At 51.4% G+C, this 15,373-nt stretch carries 17 protein-coding genes and 3 tRNA genes; 11 read left to right on the top strand and 9 right to left on the bottom strand.

Annotated features, from left to right (window positions below):
* Positions 1 to 91 precede the first annotated feature (91 nt).
* Positions 92 to 565 (bottom strand): threonine/serine exporter, encoded by a 474-nt coding sequence (locus HUZ68_RS02680; RefSeq protein WP_000538176.1) that lies wholly within the window; start codon positions 563 to 565, stop codon positions 92 to 94.
* Positions 556 to 1,326 carry a threonine/serine exporter family protein gene (locus tag HUZ68_RS02685; protein ID WP_001340933.1) on the bottom strand — a complete coding sequence of 257 codons (771 nt, stop codon included), beginning with the start codon at positions 1,324 to 1,326 and terminating at the stop codon, positions 556 to 558. Before HUZ68_RS02685 ends, HUZ68_RS02680 begins: the two co-directional genes overlap by 10 nt.
* 618 nt (positions 1,327 to 1,944) lie before the next feature.
* On the opposite strand from HUZ68_RS02685, the gene HUZ68_RS02690 reads away from it, so the two are divergent.
* Both HUZ68_RS02690 and bglJ read left to right on the top strand, forming a co-directional pair.
* The gene (locus HUZ68_RS02690) at positions 1,945 to 2,670 is read left to right on the top strand and encodes a helix-turn-helix domain-containing protein (RefSeq protein ID WP_000936630.1); all 726 of its coding nucleotides are present in this window, start codon (positions 1,945 to 1,947) and stop codon (positions 2,668 to 2,670) included.
* Entirely contained in the window at positions 2,628 to 3,305 is a 678-nt protein-coding gene (bglJ, locus tag HUZ68_RS02695) for a DNA-binding transcriptional activator BglJ (RefSeq protein ID WP_001300509.1), read from the top strand. The genes HUZ68_RS02690 and bglJ overlap by 43 nt, the downstream gene beginning before the upstream one ends.
* A 37-nt stretch (positions 3,306 to 3,342) precedes the next feature.
* On the opposite strand, the gene fhuF is transcribed toward bglJ, so the two are convergent.
* Complete coding sequence (fhuF, locus tag HUZ68_RS02700; protein ID WP_239594025.1) at positions 3,343 to 4,131, bottom strand: siderophore-iron reductase FhuF; 789 nt, start codon at positions 4,129 to 4,131, stop codon at positions 3,343 to 3,345.
* Between the two features lie 140 nt (positions 4,132 to 4,271).
* On the opposite strand from fhuF, the gene HUZ68_RS02705 reads away from it, so the two are divergent.
* Positions 4,272 to 4,508: a DUF1435 domain-containing protein gene (locus HUZ68_RS02705; protein WP_021557506.1), complete on the top strand. Its 237-nt coding sequence runs from the start codon at positions 4,272 to 4,274 to the stop codon at positions 4,506 to 4,508.
* Positions 4,509 to 4,546: 38 nt separating this feature from the next.
* Here the strand turns inward: HUZ68_RS02705 and HUZ68_RS02710 are convergent.
* The 4 genes from HUZ68_RS02710 to rsmC all read right to left on the bottom strand — a co-directional run bounded on the left by HUZ68_RS02710 (position 4,547) and on the right by rsmC (position 6,167).
* Positions 4,547 to 4,633 (bottom strand) — tRNA-Leu (locus HUZ68_RS02710).
* Positions 4,634 to 4,666: 33 nt separating this feature from the next.
* Positions 4,667 to 4,753 (bottom strand) — tRNA-Leu (locus tag HUZ68_RS02715).
* 28 nt (positions 4,754 to 4,781) lie between these two features.
* Positions 4,782 to 4,868 (bottom strand) — tRNA-Leu (locus HUZ68_RS02720).
* A 267-nt stretch (positions 4,869 to 5,135) separates the two neighbouring features.
* Entirely contained in the window at positions 5,136 to 6,167 is a 1,032-nt protein-coding gene (gene rsmC, locus HUZ68_RS02725) for a 16S rRNA (guanine(1207)-N(2))-methyltransferase RsmC (protein ID WP_033814742.1), read from the bottom strand.
* A gap of 102 nt (positions 6,168 to 6,269) precedes the next feature.
* On the opposite strand from rsmC, the gene holD reads away from it, so the two are divergent.
* From holD to HUZ68_RS02765, 8 genes are all read left to right on the top strand, one after another.
* Positions 6,270 to 6,683 (top strand): DNA polymerase III subunit psi, encoded by a 414-nt coding sequence (gene holD, locus HUZ68_RS02730; protein WP_000204018.1) that lies wholly within the window; start codon positions 6,270 to 6,272, stop codon positions 6,681 to 6,683.
* Positions 6,652 to 7,098 carry a ribosomal protein S18-alanine N-acetyltransferase gene (gene rimI, locus HUZ68_RS02735; RefSeq protein WP_001092461.1) on the top strand — a complete coding sequence of 149 codons (447 nt, stop codon included), beginning with the start codon at positions 6,652 to 6,654 and terminating at the stop codon, positions 7,096 to 7,098. Before holD ends, rimI begins: the two co-directional genes overlap by 32 nt.
* 14 nt (positions 7,099 to 7,112) lie before the next feature.
* Complete coding sequence (gene yjjG, locus HUZ68_RS02740) at positions 7,113 to 7,790, top strand: pyrimidine 5'-nucleotidase (RefSeq protein ID WP_000870710.1); 678 nt, start codon at positions 7,113 to 7,115, stop codon at positions 7,788 to 7,790.
* A 90-nt stretch (positions 7,791 to 7,880) separates the two neighbouring features.
* Positions 7,881 to 9,470: a peptide chain release factor 3 gene (prfC, locus tag HUZ68_RS02745; RefSeq protein ID WP_000175943.1), complete on the top strand. Its 1,590-nt coding sequence runs from the start codon at positions 7,881 to 7,883 to the stop codon at positions 9,468 to 9,470.
* A gap of 392 nt (positions 9,471 to 9,862) precedes the next feature.
* Positions 9,863 to 10,468 (top strand): molecular chaperone OsmY, encoded by a 606-nt coding sequence (gene osmY, locus HUZ68_RS02750; protein ID WP_001295410.1) that lies wholly within the window; start codon positions 9,863 to 9,865, stop codon positions 10,466 to 10,468.
* Between the two features lie 126 nt (positions 10,469 to 10,594).
* Positions 10,595 to 10,756, top strand: a complete 162-nt coding sequence (locus tag HUZ68_RS02755; RefSeq protein WP_000490275.1) for a DUF1328 domain-containing protein — start codon at positions 10,595 to 10,597, stop codon at positions 10,754 to 10,756.
* A 121-nt stretch (positions 10,757 to 10,877) separates the two neighbouring features.
* The gene (locus HUZ68_RS02760) at positions 10,878 to 11,951 is read left to right on the top strand and encodes a patatin-like phospholipase family protein (protein ID WP_001299799.1); all 1,074 of its coding nucleotides are present in this window, start codon (positions 10,878 to 10,880) and stop codon (positions 11,949 to 11,951) included.
* Entirely contained in the window at positions 11,948 to 12,730 is a 783-nt protein-coding gene (locus HUZ68_RS02765) for a metal-dependent hydrolase (RefSeq protein ID WP_001564413.1), read from the top strand. Before HUZ68_RS02760 ends, HUZ68_RS02765 begins: the two co-directional genes overlap by 4 nt.
* Positions 12,731 to 12,943: 213 nt before the next feature.
* On the opposite strand, the gene HUZ68_RS02770 is transcribed toward HUZ68_RS02765, so the two are convergent.
* Both HUZ68_RS02770 and HUZ68_RS02775 read right to left on the bottom strand, forming a co-directional pair.
* On the bottom strand, positions 12,944 to 13,807 hold the full coding sequence (locus HUZ68_RS02770; RefSeq protein ID WP_023308656.1) for a YjjW family glycine radical enzyme activase: 864 nt from the start codon (positions 13,805 to 13,807) through the stop codon (positions 12,944 to 12,946).
* Positions 13,779 to 15,329, bottom strand: a complete 1,551-nt coding sequence (locus HUZ68_RS02775; RefSeq protein WP_033814741.1) for a YjjI family glycine radical enzyme — start codon at positions 15,327 to 15,329, stop codon at positions 13,779 to 13,781. Before HUZ68_RS02775 ends, HUZ68_RS02770 begins: the two co-directional genes overlap by 29 nt.
* Between the last annotated feature and the right edge of the window lie 44 nt (positions 15,330 to 15,373).

The raw sequence follows: 15,373 nt of genomic DNA on the forward strand, positions 1-15,373 counted from the left end.
TGGAACGATGAACGAGAAGGGAGATAACTTTTATAGTAACACACGGAGGAGAGGAGGCTGTCTCTCATCCGTGTGCTTAAGCGAGGCAATTTTATACGCGAGGGCGCTTGCGGTACAACCATAATCCAGGAATGGAAAGACCGATGGATAACGCACCAACAATCGATGAAGCTGTAAGAAAGTTGGTTAACAGGGTAATCATCAACGGTTCGCTGTAACCTAACTGGCTGATTTTTACCGCCGAAATCATTGCGGTATAAGCCGATATGCCCGGGAACATAGGGATAACGGCCGCCACGGTAAACACTTTCGGATGCGCCAGATACCAGCGCGACCATTGAATACCAATGGTGCCGACCAGCATAGAAGCCATAAAGGTTGACCACTCAATATTCAGCCCGCTGGTCATTAAGATCATTCGTGAACCATGACCAATCGCGCCAAGCAGCGCACACCAGCGTAATGCCCGAACGGGAACGTTGAACACCATCGCAAAGCCGACCGCTGGAATGGCGGCGAGGATCATATCCTGCGCCAATGCAAACAGAAACTCGATCACACCCATCCGCGTAGCCCCCAAATCGTCAGTGCCATCACCACGCCGACGCAGGTAGCCAGTGTCAGCAGACTGGCGATCGCCCAGCGTGCCAGTCCGGTATTGATGTGGCCTTTAAACATATCGGCGACGGCATTTATCAACGGAAATCCCGGCACCAGCAGCAGAACGCTGGCGGCCATCGCAATGGTGGGTGTATTGCTGAAGGTGGGAAGTTGCAAAAGCAAACCGGAAATAGTGGTGGCGGCGAAAGCGGTGAGGCAAAAGTTGATCTGTGGATGAAGATGACGTTGTGCCAGTAGCTGGCGGATATACATCGCGGCCGTACTGGCAAAGAAGGTGATGACGGCACCATCCCAGCCACCTTTATTGAGTTTACAGAAACAGGCGCAGGAAAGGCCAACCATTAAGGCTACCAGCCATCTTGGGTAACGTAATGGCTGAATTTGGCTAAATCGTTTCTCTACGCCTTTGTAATCCAGCAGATGGTGCTCCGCCAGAATCACAATGTGCTGGACTTCAGTCACCACATGCATATTAATGCCGCGATCGTGATTTTTACGTGTCGATGTCAGGCATTGCCCATCTTTAATGGTTGTCAGCACTATGGCGTTCGAAGAGATAGAACTTTCAACGCTGTCCATTCCCAGCGCCCGACCCAGTCGTGAGGAAAGCTCATCAACCAACGCGCTTTCCGCACCATGTTGCAGAAGAAATAATCCACACTGGATACAAAGCCGCGTTACGGCTCGCTGTTGCTCAGTTTGCATAACTCGCCCTTTGTCATAGACGTGCTGCGTATTGTTCAGATAATGAGAATCCATTTGTATCATGAAGCACGGTTGTTTTGCGGTAGGTTAAGATCAAAATTGCGCTGATTAATCCTGGTTATCGGGAGAAGCTCGGTGATAAAAAGCGAATTATCTCTCGCCGCAAACAAACTATCACATGAATATTATCATCATAATGAATTTATTGTTTGGCCTTTACGAATCAGGATAATAGATAACCGGGCACGTTTTTTAATGTTAACAAGTTAAAACCATCAGATTTCATTGAATAAATATTGGTTGTGTGATTTTTCATTCTGCGGGAAGGGATATCATTTAATTATAAATTAAATGAATGTGATTTCTGTTTTTCATTAAGTATTCCTAACAACTTAATGTAGATATTTTAAATGTCTCCAGGCTATTTCACCAGGTTATCATTTGATGCTAACCTTCTGACACATGCAGTGGAGTTGTTGTGCAGCAGGAGTATGCTGATATGAAAGTGAATGCTAAGGATAATTTATTCGCTTAATCTATTAATTTGCTGGAAACATTTAAGGAATGAATATCCTGAATAAACCATCATAATTTTTAGACAGTGGATGTGGAGGAAATATGTTGCCAGGATGCTGCAAAAATGGAATTGTTATCAGTAAAATACCTGTTATGCAAGCAGGGCTAAAAGAGGTCATGAGGACTCACTTCCCTGAATATGAAATAATATCCAGCGCCTCTGCGGAGGACCTTACCTTATTACAATTACGTCGTTCCGGATTAGTCATTGCTGATTTAGCCGGTGAAAGTGAAGATCCACGTTCTGTTTGTGAACATTATTATTCTTTAATCTCACAATATCGGGAAATTCACTGGGTTTTCATGGTGTCACGCTCCTGGTATTCCCAGGCAGTAGAATTGCTCATGTGCCCTACGGCGACGTTATTGTCTGATGTTGAACCCATTGAGAATCTGGTCAAGACCGTACGTTCCGGCAATACGCACGCAGAGCGTATCAGCGCCATGCTGACCTCTCCGGCAATGAATGAAACTCATGATTTTAGCTATCGCTCCGTCATTCTCACTCTTTCAGAGCGCAAGGTACTGCGGCTATTAGGTAAAGGATGGGGCATCAACCAGATAGCTTCGTTGCTTAAGAAAAGTAATAAAACTATCAGCGCCCAAAAAAACAGTGCGATGCGTCGACTGGCAATTCACAGCAACGCTGAAATGTATGCATGGATAAATAGCGCGCAGGGTGCAAGAGAACTTAACTTGCCTTCTGTTTATGGAGATGCCGCAGAATGGAACACAGCCGAATTAAGAAGAGAAATGTCGCACTCATAGAAAAATGCGTCATGAGCAGTATCGGTATTGAGAGTTTATTCAGAAAGTTTGCGGGTAACCCTTATAAGCTCCATACCTATACCAGTCAGGAGTCATTTCAGGATGCCATGTCGCGGATCTCATTTGCGGCGGTCATTTTTTCTTTTTCTGCCATGAGAAGTGAGCGCAGAGAGGGATTATCTTGCCTGACTGAACTGGCGATTAAGTTTCCGCGTACCCGGCGTTTAGTTATTGCGGATGATGATATTGAAGCTCGGCTGATTGGTTCATTGTCGCCATCACCGCTGGACGGTGTATTAAGTAAAGCGTCAACGCTGGAGATTTTTCATCAGGAACTCTTTTTGTCATTAAATGGTGTACGTCAGGCGACCGACCGACTGAACAATCAGTGGTACATTAACCAAAGCCGGACGCTAAGCCCGACGGAGAGAGAAATATTGCGCTTTATGTCGCGTGGCTACTCAATGACACAAATTGCCGAGCAGCTTAAACGCAATATCAAAACGATCCGTGCACATAAATTTAATGTGATGTCGAAACTGGGCGTCAGTTCTGATGCAGGGTTGTTGGAGGCCGCAGATATTCTGTTATGTATGCGGCATTGCGAAGCAAGTAATGTGTTGCATCCCTATTAATCCGCATGATGCCGGGTTTACTTCCCCGGCAGTGCTTTCATTTCAGCGTACAATCGCCACATTGCTGCACATCCGGTAAGCGATAACGCTGGCAGCAAGTGCGGCGCACCAGCAGGCCGTCGCGCAGTACCACGGTACGCCAGAGTGGATTATCTTCACCGTTCGTGAGCGTTTTCTCAAAAAAGAGGGCATGGCGCAGCGATTCAACCGTCGCCTCGCCGAGCAGTTGCTTCATCTCAGTGAGATACCAGTTGATCAAATAACCGGTATTACTCCAGATAAGTTTGCCGTTGATCTCTCCGGTCGCTTCTAGTGCCTGCACAACCGGAACCAGCGCCTGGCTGATTAACGTTTCCATTCGCTGCTGCGGCGAATGTGGTGTTGCGTTTTTATCTTCACACACATCGACCCAGAAACAGGCGGCACGGCCGGTTTCGTGAAACTCAACGTGGAAATGTTCCGGCGACACATCTAATGCCTTTTCCTGCGTCAGTAGCGCCAGCATTAATGGTGGCACCATCAGGCCGATATACCATTGTGCCCATAGTGAGATCAGCGGTTTGTTCTCGCGGATCATCGTTGGTTGGTTGCGATAGATATGATCGGAATAGACCGCCAGCAGAGAACTTAGCACATTCGGTGATGACCATTGCGCCAGCGTCATGGCGTTAAATGGGGCAGGTTCATCCAGGCGGATAAACTCCAGCAAATGTTCACGATGTTTTGCGATCGTCGCCCGCACGGCTTGCGCAAGCGTGGGATCCTGCGGCTGGAGATGCGTTCGCCAGATGACATCTTCATAGAGCGGTGCGGAACGATAGGCCATAATCGGGATAGTAATCTAAATGATAATGATTGTTAATCCTAGCGATAGGTTTACCCGATAGCAAGGGATTTCTCTGGCTTGCAAATGATAAAAATTATCATATGATATTGGTTATCATTATCAATGAAAGAGATGAAACCATGTTGCAACGTACGCTGGGCAGTGGCTGGGGAGTGTTGCTGCCGGGATTGCTGATTGCAGGGCTGATGTATGCGGATTTATCGCCGGATCAGTGGCGGATTGTCATTCTGATGGGATTAGTATTGACGCCGATGATGCTGTATCACAAACAGTTGCGGCATTACATTTTGCTACCATCGTGCCTGGCACTTATTGCTGGCATCATGCTGATGATAATGAATTTGAATCAGGGATGAAAAATCAAGGAAGAAACAAGAAAGGAAGTAAAGATAATTGGTGCGAGGGGGGGGACTTGAACCCCCACGTCCGTAAGGACACTAACACCTGAAGCTAGCGCGTCTACCAATTCCGCCACCTTCGCACAGTCATCTTACTTTTTTGATATCGCCTCGTTTGGTGCGAGGGGGGGGACTTGAACCCCCACGTCCGTAAGAACACTAACACCTGAAGCTAGCGCGTCTACCAATTCCGCCACCTTCGCCCAGTGCGAGCAATATCAACGTGGTTTTTGGTGCGAGGGGGGGGACTTGAACCCCCACGTCCGTAAGGACACTAACACCTGAAGCTAGCGCGTCTACCAATTCCGCCACCTTCGCATACCATCAATTCTTAAAAAGAATTGCTACCACGGAGGCGCATTCTAGTGGTTTTCAGCTTTTCGTCAATAGTTAATTATCGACAGAGGTGTAATTGCTGGAAAAATGTCCATCAGGAAACTAGCGTGCAGGTTTGGTAGGCATGCGGGGGCAGATGCCAGATGCGACGCTGGCGCGTCTTATCTGGCCTACGAAGGGCTAACGTGCAGGTTTTGTAGGTCGGATAAGGCGTTCACGCCGCATCCGACACGGTATTCGGCGAGATAATTAACCTTTCTTCGCCTGGCGGGTCATAATGGCGCGATACACCTTGAAGCGCCCGGTTTGCGCGATAACTTCATGGAAGCCAAATGTCTCATCCAGCACGTCCGGGTAAGGCAGGAAGGCGTTCGCTACAATTCGCAGCTCGCCGCCACTATTAAGATGACGCACCGCGCCGCGAATCAGCGTTTGCGCCGCATCCAGGCTGGTTTGCATCCCATCGTGGAACGGCGGGTTGGAGATGATCATATCAAAACGACCTTTCACCTCGGAAAAGACGTTGCTGGCAAAGACTTCACCTTCAACACCGTTGGCCGCAAGTGTTGCGCGGCTGGCTTCTACCGCCGGGGCAGAGACATCGCACAAGGTGAGACGAATTTTCGGCGAATGGCGCGCAAAGGCAACTGAAAGTACACCCGCGCCACAGCCGACATCCAGCACTTTACCTTTCATGTGCGGAGTTAACGTCGAGAGCAGCAACTGGCTACCGACATCCAGACCGTCGCGGCTAAACACGCCAGGCAGCGTTTTGACCGTCAGGCCATCGACGCTGTATTCGCCCCAGAATTTATCGGCATCAAATACCGGCTGTTTTTCCAGACGACCAAAATAGAGGCCACAGCGACGAGCGCTGTCGACTTTATTCAACGGCGCATAATCTGCCAGCATCTGCTCGGCGCTGCGCACGCCGCTGCGGTTCTCGCCAACAACAAAAATATCCGTCCCCACCGGAAGCAGAGAAAGTAAATTCATCAACTGGAACTGGGCTTCCGGTTTGTTCTTCGGCCAGTAGTAAATCAGCGTATCGCAATCTGCGACGTCATCCGCCGTGGCGACCAGACTAAAACGGGCGTTATCCCCCATCTGGCGGCTTAACACCTGCCAGTGGTGGAATTGCTGGGTATGAGCACGGCTGGCCGCGGTATCTAAACGCGCGGGCAGGTCATCCTGTAAGTCTCCGGCAAACAGAATACGGCTTTGTTCGAAATCATCACTGTGACGCAGCAAGACTTCACTTGCCGGGGTAAATGCAGACATGGAATGCTCCTCAATTGATACTGGCGGCGATTATAGCCATATGTTGGCGCGGTATCGACGAATTTGCTATATTTGCGCCCCTGACAACAGGAGCGATTCGCTATGACATCCCGACGAGACTGGCAGTTACAGCAACTGGGCATTACCCAGTGGTCGCTGCGTCGCCCTGGCGCGTTGCAGGGGGAGATTGCCATTGCGATCCCGGCACACGTCCGTCTGGTGATGGTGGCAAACGATCTTCCCGCCCTGACTGATCCTTTAGTGAGCGATGTTCTGCGTGCATTAACCGTCAGCCCCGACCAGGTGCTGCAACTGACGCCAGAAAAAATCGCGATGCTGCCGCAAGGCAGTCGCTGCAACAGCTGGCGGTTGGGTACTGACGAACCGCTATCACTGGAAGGCGCTCAGGTGGCATCACCGGCGCTCACCGAATTACGGGCAAACCCAACGGCACGCGCCGCGTTATGGCAACAAATTTGCACATATGAACACGATTTCTTCCCTCGAAACGACTGATTTACCAGCGGCTTACCACATTGAACAACGCGCCCACGCCTTTCCGTGGAGTGAAAAAACCTTTGCCAGCAACCAGGGCGAGCGTTATCTCAACTTTCAGTTAACGCAAAACGGCAAAATGGCGGCGTTTGCGATTACGCAAGTGGTGCTGGATGAAGCTACATTGTTCAATATTGCGGTCGATCCTGACTATCAGCGTCAGGGATTGGGAAGGGCGCTGCTGGAACATCTGATCGACGAACTGGAAAAACGCGGCGTGGCGACGCTCTGGCTGGAAGTCCGTGCCTCAAACGCTGCCGCCATTGCCCTGTACGAAAGTTTAGGCTTTAACGAGGCGACGATTCGCCGCAATTACTACCCCACCACGGACGGTCGCGAAGACGCCATCATCATGGCGTTGCCAATCAGTATGTAAGACAAGGTGGAATAATGAAGTGGGACTGGATTTTCTTTGATGCCGATGAAACGCTGTTTACCTTTGACTCATTCACCGGCCTGCAGCGGATGTTTCTTGATTACAGCGTCACCTTTACCGCTGAAGATTTTCAGGACTATCAGGCCGTTAACAAGCCACTGTGGGTGGATTATCAAAACGGCGCGATCACTTCATTACAGCTTCAGCACGGGCGGTTTGAGAGCTGGGCCGAACGGCTGAACGTCGAGCCGGGTAAACTCAACGAAGCCTTTATTAATGCGATGGCGGAAATCTGTACGCCGCTGCCGGGCGCGGTTTCTCTGCTTAACGCCATTCGTGGCAACGCCAAAATCGGCATCATCACCAACGGTTTTAGCGCCTTGCAGCAAGTGCGTCTGGAACGGACGGGCCTGCGTGATTACTTCGATTTGCTGGTGATTTCCGAAGAAGTTGGCGTTGCTAAACCGAATAAGAAAATTTTCGATTATGCGCTGGAACAGGCGGGCAATCCTGACCGTTCACGCGTGCTGATGGTTGGCGACACTGCCGAGTCCGATATTCTCGGTGGCATCAACGCCGGGCTTGCGACCTGCTGGCTGAATGCACACCATCGCGAGCAACCAGAAGGCATCGCGCCCACCTGGACCGTTTCTTCGTTGCACGAACTGGAGCAGCTCCTGTGTAAACACTGATTGCCTCCCCCCCGTTGATGGGTAAAATAGCCGCAATTTTTCGTTTTCAACAAGCGCGGCGCGATGCCGCTTACTCAAGAAGAAAGAATTATGACGTTGTCTCCTTATTTGCAAGAGGTGGCGAAGCGCCGCACTTTTGCCATTATTTCTCACCCGGACGCCGGTAAAACTACCATCACCGAGAAGGTGCTGCTGTTCGGACAGGCCATTCAGACCGCCGGTACAGTAAAAGGCCGTGGTTCCAACCAGCACGCTAAGTCGGACTGGATGGAGATGGAAAAGCAGCGTGGGATCTCCATTACTACGTCTGTGATGCAGTTTCCGTATCACGATTGCCTGGTTAACCTGCTCGACACCCCGGGGCACGAAGACTTCTCGGAAGATACCTATCGTACCCTGACGGCGGTGGACTGCTGCCTGATGGTTATCGACGCCGCAAAAGGTGTTGAAGATCGTACCCGTAAGCTGATGGAAGTTACCCGTCTGCGCGACACGCCGATCCTCACCTTTATGAACAAACTTGACCGTGATATCCGCGACCCGATGGAACTGCTCGATGAAGTTGAGAACGAGCTGAAAATTGGCTGCGCACCGATCACCTGGCCAATTGGCTGCGGCAAGCTGTTTAAAGGCGTTTACCACCTTTATAAAGATGAAACCTATCTCTATCAGAGCGGTAAAGGGCACACCATTCAGGAAGTCCGTATTGTTAAAGGGCTGAATAACCCGGATCTCGATGCTGCGGTTGGTGAAGATCTGGCACAGCAGCTGCGTGACGAACTGGAACTGGTGAAAGGCGCGTCTAACGAGTTCGACAAAGAATTATTCCTTGCGGGCGAAATCACCCCGGTATTCTTCGGTACTGCGCTGGGTAACTTCGGCGTCGATCATATGTTGGATGGCCTGGTGGAGTGGGCACCTGCGCCGATGCCGCGTCAGACTGATACCCGTACCGTAGAAGCGAGCGAAGACAAATTTACCGGCTTCGTATTTAAAATTCAGGCCAACATGGACCCGAAACACCGCGACCGCGTGGCGTTTATGCGCGTGGTATCCGGTAAATATGAAAAAGGCATGAAGCTGCGCCAGGTGCGCACCGCGAAAGATGTGGTGATCTCCGACGCGCTGACCTTTATGGCGGGCGACCGTTCGCACGTTGAAGAAGCGTATCCGGGCGATATCCTCGGCCTGCACAACCACGGCACCATTCAGATCGGCGACACCTTTACCCAGGGTGAGATGATGAAGTTCACCGGTATTCCGAACTTCGCACCAGAACTGTTTCGTCGTATCCGCCTGAAAGATCCGCTGAAGCAAAAACAGCTGCTCAAAGGGCTGGTACAGCTTTCCGAAGAGGGCGCGGTGCAGGTGTTCCGTCCGATCTCCAACAACGACCTGATCGTTGGTGCAGTTGGTGTGCTGCAGTTTGATGTGGTGGTATCGCGCCTGAAGAGCGAATACAACGTTGAAGCAGTGTATGAATCAGTCAACGTTGCCACCGCCCGGTGGGTAGAATGTGCGGACGCGAAGAAATTCGAAGAGTTCAAGCGTAAGAACGAAAGCCAACTGGCGCTTGATGGCGGCGATAACCTCGCTTACATCGCTACCAGCATGGTCAATCTGCGCCTGGCGCAGGAACGTTATCCGGACGTTCAGTTCCACCAGACCCGCGAGCATTAATTCTTGCCTCCAGGGCGCGGTAGCCGCTGCGCCCTGTCAATTTCCCTTCCTTATTAGCCGCTTACGGAATGTTCTTAAAACATTCACTTTTGCTTATGTTTTCGCTGATATCCCGAGCGGTTTCAAAATTGTGATCTATATTTAACAAAGTAATGACATTTCTGACGGCGTTAAATACCGTTCAATGCGTAGATATCAGTATCTAAAGCCGTCGATTGTCATTCTACCGATATTAATAACTGATTCAGAGGCTGTAATGGTCGTTATTCATCACTCATCGCTTTTGTGATGGCGACCATTGACTTCTGTAGAGGGTGAAGTCTCTCCCTATTCAGCAATGCAACCTCGTGTTGCCAGGCTCAAATTACGAGCAAACATACAGGAATAAATCGATGACTATGACAAGACTGAAGATTTCGAAAACTCTGCTGGCTGTAATGTTGACCTCTGCCGTCGCGACCGGCTCTGCCTACGCGGAAAACAACGCGCAGACTACCAATGAAAGCGCAGGGCAAAAAGTCGATAGCTCTATGAATAAAGTCGGTAATTTCATGGATGACAGCGCCATCACCGCGAAAGTGAAGGCGGCGCTGGTGGATCATGACAACATCAAGAGCACCGATATCTCTGTCAAAACCGATCAAAAAGTCGTGACCCTGAGCGGTTTCGTTGAAAGTCAGGCCCAGGCCGAAGAGGCAGTGAAAGTGGCGAAAGGCGTTGAAGGCGTGACCTCTGTCAGCGACAAACTGCACGTTCGCGACGCTAAAGAAGGCTCGGTGAAGGGCTACGCGGGTGACACCGCCACCACCAGTGAAATCAAAGCCAAACTGCTGGCGGACGATATCGTCCCTTCACGTAAAGTGAAAGTTGAAACCACCGATGGCGTGGTTCAGCTCTCCGGTACCGTAGATTCTCAGGCACAAAGTGACCGTGCTGAAAGTATCGCCAAAGCGGTAGATGGTGTGAAAAGCGTTAAAAATGATCTGAAAACTAAGTAATTCGTCGTAATTCGTCCTCCCGAACTTTGTCGGGAGGCGCGATGTGCACCACACTAAAAATATCGCATTGAGTGATTTTCACGCTCATATCAAGCGGTGACATTAACTATGGTAAAGGAGACGCTTATGTTTCGTTGGGGCATCATATTTCTGGTTATCGCGTTAATCGCCGCCGCACTTGGGTTTGGTGGTCTGGCCGGTACCGCTGCAGGCGCAGCTAAAATTGTCTTTGTCGTCGGGATTATTCTGTTCCTGGTGAGTTTGTTCATGGGCCGAAAACGACCCTAGATTTCAGACCATTAAGAAAATTTTATCCAAAGCCAGTCCAGCGGACTGGCTTTTGCGGTTTTAGCGAATAATAAATTGCGTTACTTTGTCTTTCTTTCACAACAAAAACAGGAAGGCAGAAGTGGGGCAGCGAATACCTGTAACGCTTGGTAATATTGCGCCGTTGTCGCTAAGGCCGTTCCAGCCTGGACGAATAGCTCTGGTGTGCGAAGGCGGCGGGCAGCGTGGAATTTTCACGGCTGGCGTGCTGGATGAGTTTATGCGCGCGCAGTTTAATCCTTTCGATCTTTATCTCGGCACATCTGCCGGGGCGCAGAACCTCTCGGCGTTTATCTGCAATCAGCCCGGTTACGCGCGCAAAGTCATCATGCGCTATACCACAAAACGCGAATTTTTCGATCCATTGCGCTTTGTCCGTGGAGGAAATCTTATCGATCTCGACTGGCTGGTGGAGGCCACCGCAAGCCAGATGCCGTTGCAAATGGATACCGCCGCGCGGTTGTTTGACAGCGGCAAATCGTTTTATATGTGCGCCTGTCGTCAGGATGACTACGCGCCGAATTACTTTTTACCAACCAAACAAAACTGGCTGGATGTGATTCGCGCCTCCAGTGCGATACCTGGCTTTTATCGTAGCGGAGTGTCGCTGGAAGGCATTAACTACCTGGATGGCGGGATCAGTGATGCGATTCCGGTTAAAGAGGCGGCAAGGCAGGGCGCTAAAACGTTGGTCGTCATCCGCACTGTGCCGTCGCAAATGTACTATACGCCGCAGTGGTTTAAACGCATGGAACGCTGGCTGGGCGACAGTAGCCTGCAACCGCTGGTCAATCTGGTACAGCATCATGAAACCAGCTATCGTGACATTCAGCAATTTATTGAGAAACCACCGGGCAAGCTGCGGATATTCGAAATTTATCCGCCGAAGCCATTACATAGTATCGCGCTTGGCAGTCGGATTCCGGCGCTGCGCGAAGACTATAAACTTGGGCGTTTATGCGGTCGTTATTTCCTCGCCACGGTTGGCAAGCTATTAACTGAAAAAGCGCCGCTTACCCGCCATCTGGTGCCAGTGGTGACGCCGGAATCGATTGTCATTCCGCCTGCGCCAGTCGCCAACGATACACTGGTTGCCGAAGTGAGCGACGCTCCGCAGGCGAACGACCCGACATTTAACAATGAGGATCTGGCTTGATTTGCCGTTTTATCGACACTCACTGCCATTTTGATTTTCCGCCGTTTAGCGGTGATGAAGAGGCTAGCCTGCAACGCGCGGCACAAGCGGGCGTAGGCAAGATCATTGTTCCGGCAACCGAGGCGGCAAATTTTGCCCGCGTGCAGGCGTTAGCGGAAAATTATCAACCGCTGTATGCCGCATTGGGCTTGCATCCTGGTATGTTGGAAAAACATAGCGATGTGTCTCTTGAGCAGCTACAGCAGGCGCTGGAAAGGCGTCCGGCGAAGGTGGTGGCGGTGGGGGAGATCGGTCTGGATCTCTTTGGCGACGATCCGCAATTTGAGAGGCAGCAGTGGTTACTCGACGAACAACTGAAACTGGCGAAACGCTACGATCTGCCGGTGATCCTGCATTCACGGCGCACACACGACAAACTGGCGATGCATCTTAAACGCCACGATTTATCGCGCACTGGCGTGGTTCACGGTTTTTCCGGCAGCCTGCAACAGGCCGAGCGGTTTGTACAGCTGGGCTACAAAATCGGCGTAGGCGGTACTATCACCTATCCACGCGCCAGTAAAACCCGCGATGTCATCGCAAAATTACCGCTGGCATCGTTGTTGCTGGAAACCGATGCGCCGGATATGCCGCTCAACGGTTTTCAGGGGCAGCCTAACCGCCCGGAACAGGCTGCCCGTGTGTTTGCCGTGCTTTGCGAGTTGCGCCGGGAACCGGTGAATGAGATTGCCGAAGTGTTGCTTAATAACACGTATGCGGTGTTTAACGTTCGTGGGTAGTTTGCCCTTCGTAGGCAGCATCCGGCAGTCGGCGCATAATGCCTGATGCGACGCTTAACGCGTCTTATCATGCCTACAGGTTTGTGCCGAACCGTAGGCCGGATAAGGCGTTCACGCCGCATCCGGCAGTTGGCGCACAATGCCTGATGCGACGCTTGACGCGTCTTATCAGGCCTACAAGTCTGTGCCGAACCGTAGGCCGTATCCGGCATGTCACAAATACAGCGCCGGAAATATTAACCGGCTCACCCCGCGCTCCCGTAACGCATCAGCCAACGGCTCAACGTCTTCCGGCGTGGCGCTCGCCCAGCTTTGCGCCTCGCCATACACGCCGTGGGCATGAAACGCGTTCAGGCGTACCGGAACATCGCCAAGTCCCTTGATAAACACCGCCAGTTCTTCGATGTGTTGCAAATAATCCACCTGGCCAGGGATTACCAGCAAACGCAGTTCCGCCAGCTTGCCGCGCTCTGCCAGCAAACAGATGCTGCGCTTAATCTGCTGATTATCGCGTCCGGTTAATTGTTGATGACATTCGCTCCCCCACGCTTTGAGATCGAGCATTGCGCCGTCGCACACCGGGAGCAATTTTTCCCAGCCGGTTTCGCTCAACATACCGTTACTGTCCACGAGGCAGGTGAGATGGCACAGTTGCGGATCGTTTTTGATGGCAGTAAACAGCGCCACTACAAACGGCAGTTGGGTCGTGGCTTCGCCGCCGCTTACCGTTATCCCTTCAATAAACAGCACCGCTTTGCGGATATGGCTAAGCACCTCATCCACGCTCATGGATTGCGCCATTGGCGTGGCATGTTGCGGACACCTCTTCAGGCAGGTATCACATTGCTCGCAGACCACAGCGTTCCACACCACTTTGCCGTCAACAATCTGCAACGCCTGATGCGGACACTGTGGCACGCACTCCCCACAGTCATTGCAACGTCCCATCGTCCACGGATTGTGACAGTTTTTGCAGCGCAGATTGCAGCCCTGCAAAAACAGAGCCAGACGACTGCCTGGCCCGTCAACGCAGGAGAAGGGGATAATCTTACTGACTAAAGCGCATCTGCTGTTCATGGCTTATCACGCGCGGCTGGCGTTCCAGAATACGAGTGTTGCGTGCGGCTTCTTCGCCCAGCCAGGTGGTGTTGGTGCGTGAACCTTCGGCGCGATATTTTTCTAAATCCGACAAACGCACCATATAACCGGTAACGCGAACCAGATCGTTACCGCTGACATTGGCGGTAAATTCACGCATTCCGGCTTTAAAGGCACCGAGGCAAAGCTGTACCAGCGCCTGCGGATTACGTTTGATGGTTTCGTCGAGCGTCAGAATGTCGCTGATGCCGGAATAATAATAAGCATGATGCGGGGCGACAGTTTGCAGATGGGTGATCGGATCTGGCTCATCGCCATACGGCAAACGCGCGCCCGGCGTGGTGCCGATATCGGAACTGATCCCCGACTGTGCGTGTAACATGGCGCGTTTTTGCCAGCCATATTTCACGGGGGTATTGGCGACAAACTCCGCCAGTTGCGCGCTGATGCGATAACCCACTTCATTTGCGGCGGCTTCTTTACCGTAGCGCGCGGCAATCCCTTCTTTCTCACACAGCAAGTTAACCGCTTCCGCCAGCCCATACATGCCAAACATTGGCACAAAACGTTCAGGGTTAATCAGCCCTTCTTTCACCAGGAAGCTATTCTCAAAGAAGTGTGATTGTTGATAGAGGAATTCACACCGCGCATCGATGATGGCGATCTGCTGCTGGCAGTAGTGCGGTAGAGTGCGCGTAAAGAAGTCATCCAGCGATTCGCTGCGCTCGGCAATGGCTTTCAGGTTAAGGCGTACCAGCGTGCTGCCACCACCCGCCAGCGGCAGTGAGTTGTAACAGCTCACAATCCCGTAGCCCCCTTTTGTGAAAATTTTATCATGCACCGGACCGTTGGCGATGTGCGGTTTGCTACATTCACAGATGTTCTTCGCCACTTCCAGCAGCAGGTCATCAGGGGTGATTTCAGGATCGTAGATAAAGGTCAGGTTCGGTGAAACCTGCTTCAACTCTGCGTCTGCACGTAAGATTGCACGGGTAATGGGCGAATCAGACGGGCCGATATTGGCGTGCATAAAGGCGTCTGGCAGGGTTCTGTCGAGGTAACGCCAGAAACGTTTTATTCGAATATCGATCTCGTCTTGTGTTAGAATTCTAACATACGGTTGCAACAACACATCCAGTTGCCCCAGGTAGACCGGCATCGATGTGACCGACGGTACGTGGTGGTAAAGAATGGTCAGCAGAGAGAGTGCGTCATCAAGATCTTTCGCGCCTTCCAGCTCCAGCCATTCGGAACCGTTCGCCAGAAAACGGGCGTAATCGGGTAAGACATAGCGCGGTTTGTACGGCGCATGACCTTCAAACATATCGCAGATTACACCTTCATCCAGCGCGCGGCGGGCTTCGGCAGGAAGCTGTGGGTAAGGCAGATTGTTTTCTGCTTCCAGTGCCAGAAAATGGCGCTTCTGCTCCGGGCTAAGCACTGGGCTGGTGACAATTTGCTGGCAACGTTGTTGCAGTGCATTTTCATGAGAAGTGGGCATCTTCTTTTCCTTTTATGCCGAAGGTGATGCGCCATTGTAAGAAG

This window comes from Shigella dysenteriae, assembly GCF_022354085.1.
Lineage (GTDB): Bacteria > Pseudomonadota > Gammaproteobacteria > Enterobacterales > Enterobacteriaceae > Escherichia > Escherichia coli.

Excerpts from the sequence above, each read along its gene's own strand:
- HUZ68_RS02680 (WP_000538176.1), bottom strand. The coding sequence starts at position 565 with ATGGGTGTGATCGAGTTTCTGTTTGCATTGGCGCAGGATATGATCCTC.
- HUZ68_RS02685 (WP_001340933.1), bottom strand. The coding sequence starts at position 1,326 with ATGCAAACTGAGCAACAGCGAGCCGTAACGCGGCTTTGTATCCAGTGT.
- HUZ68_RS02690 (WP_000936630.1), top strand. The coding sequence starts at position 1,945 with ATGTTGCCAGGATGCTGCAAAAATGGAATTGTTATCAGTAAAATACCT.
- bglJ (WP_001300509.1), top strand. The coding sequence starts at position 2,628 with ATGGAACACAGCCGAATTAAGAAGAGAAATGTCGCACTCATAGAAAAA.
- fhuF (WP_239594025.1), bottom strand. The coding sequence starts at position 4,131 with ATGGCCTATCGTTCCGCACCGCTCTATGAAGATGTCATCTGGCGAACG.
- HUZ68_RS02705 (WP_021557506.1), top strand. The coding sequence starts at position 4,272 with ATGTTGCAACGTACGCTGGGCAGTGGCTGGGGAGTGTTGCTGCCGGGA.
- rsmC (WP_033814742.1), bottom strand. The coding sequence starts at position 6,167 with ATGTCTGCATTTACCCCGGCAAGTGAAGTCTTGCTGCGTCACAGTGAT.
- holD (WP_000204018.1), top strand. The coding sequence starts at position 6,270 with ATGACATCCCGACGAGACTGGCAGTTACAGCAACTGGGCATTACCCAG.
- rimI (WP_001092461.1), top strand. The coding sequence starts at position 6,652 with ATGAACACGATTTCTTCCCTCGAAACGACTGATTTACCAGCGGCTTAC.
- yjjG (WP_000870710.1), top strand. The coding sequence starts at position 7,113 with ATGAAGTGGGACTGGATTTTCTTTGATGCCGATGAAACGCTGTTTACC.
- prfC (WP_000175943.1), top strand. The coding sequence starts at position 7,881 with ATGACGTTGTCTCCTTATTTGCAAGAGGTGGCGAAGCGCCGCACTTTT.
- osmY (WP_001295410.1), top strand. The coding sequence starts at position 9,863 with ATGACTATGACAAGACTGAAGATTTCGAAAACTCTGCTGGCTGTAATG.
- HUZ68_RS02755 (WP_000490275.1), top strand. The coding sequence starts at position 10,595 with ATGTTTCGTTGGGGCATCATATTTCTGGTTATCGCGTTAATCGCCGCC.
- HUZ68_RS02770 (WP_023308656.1), bottom strand. The coding sequence starts at position 13,807 with ATGAACAGCAGATGCGCTTTAGTCAGTAAGATTATCCCCTTCTCCTGC.
- HUZ68_RS02775 (WP_033814741.1), bottom strand. The coding sequence starts at position 15,329 with ATGCCCACTTCTCATGAAAATGCACTGCAACAACGTTGCCAGCAAATT.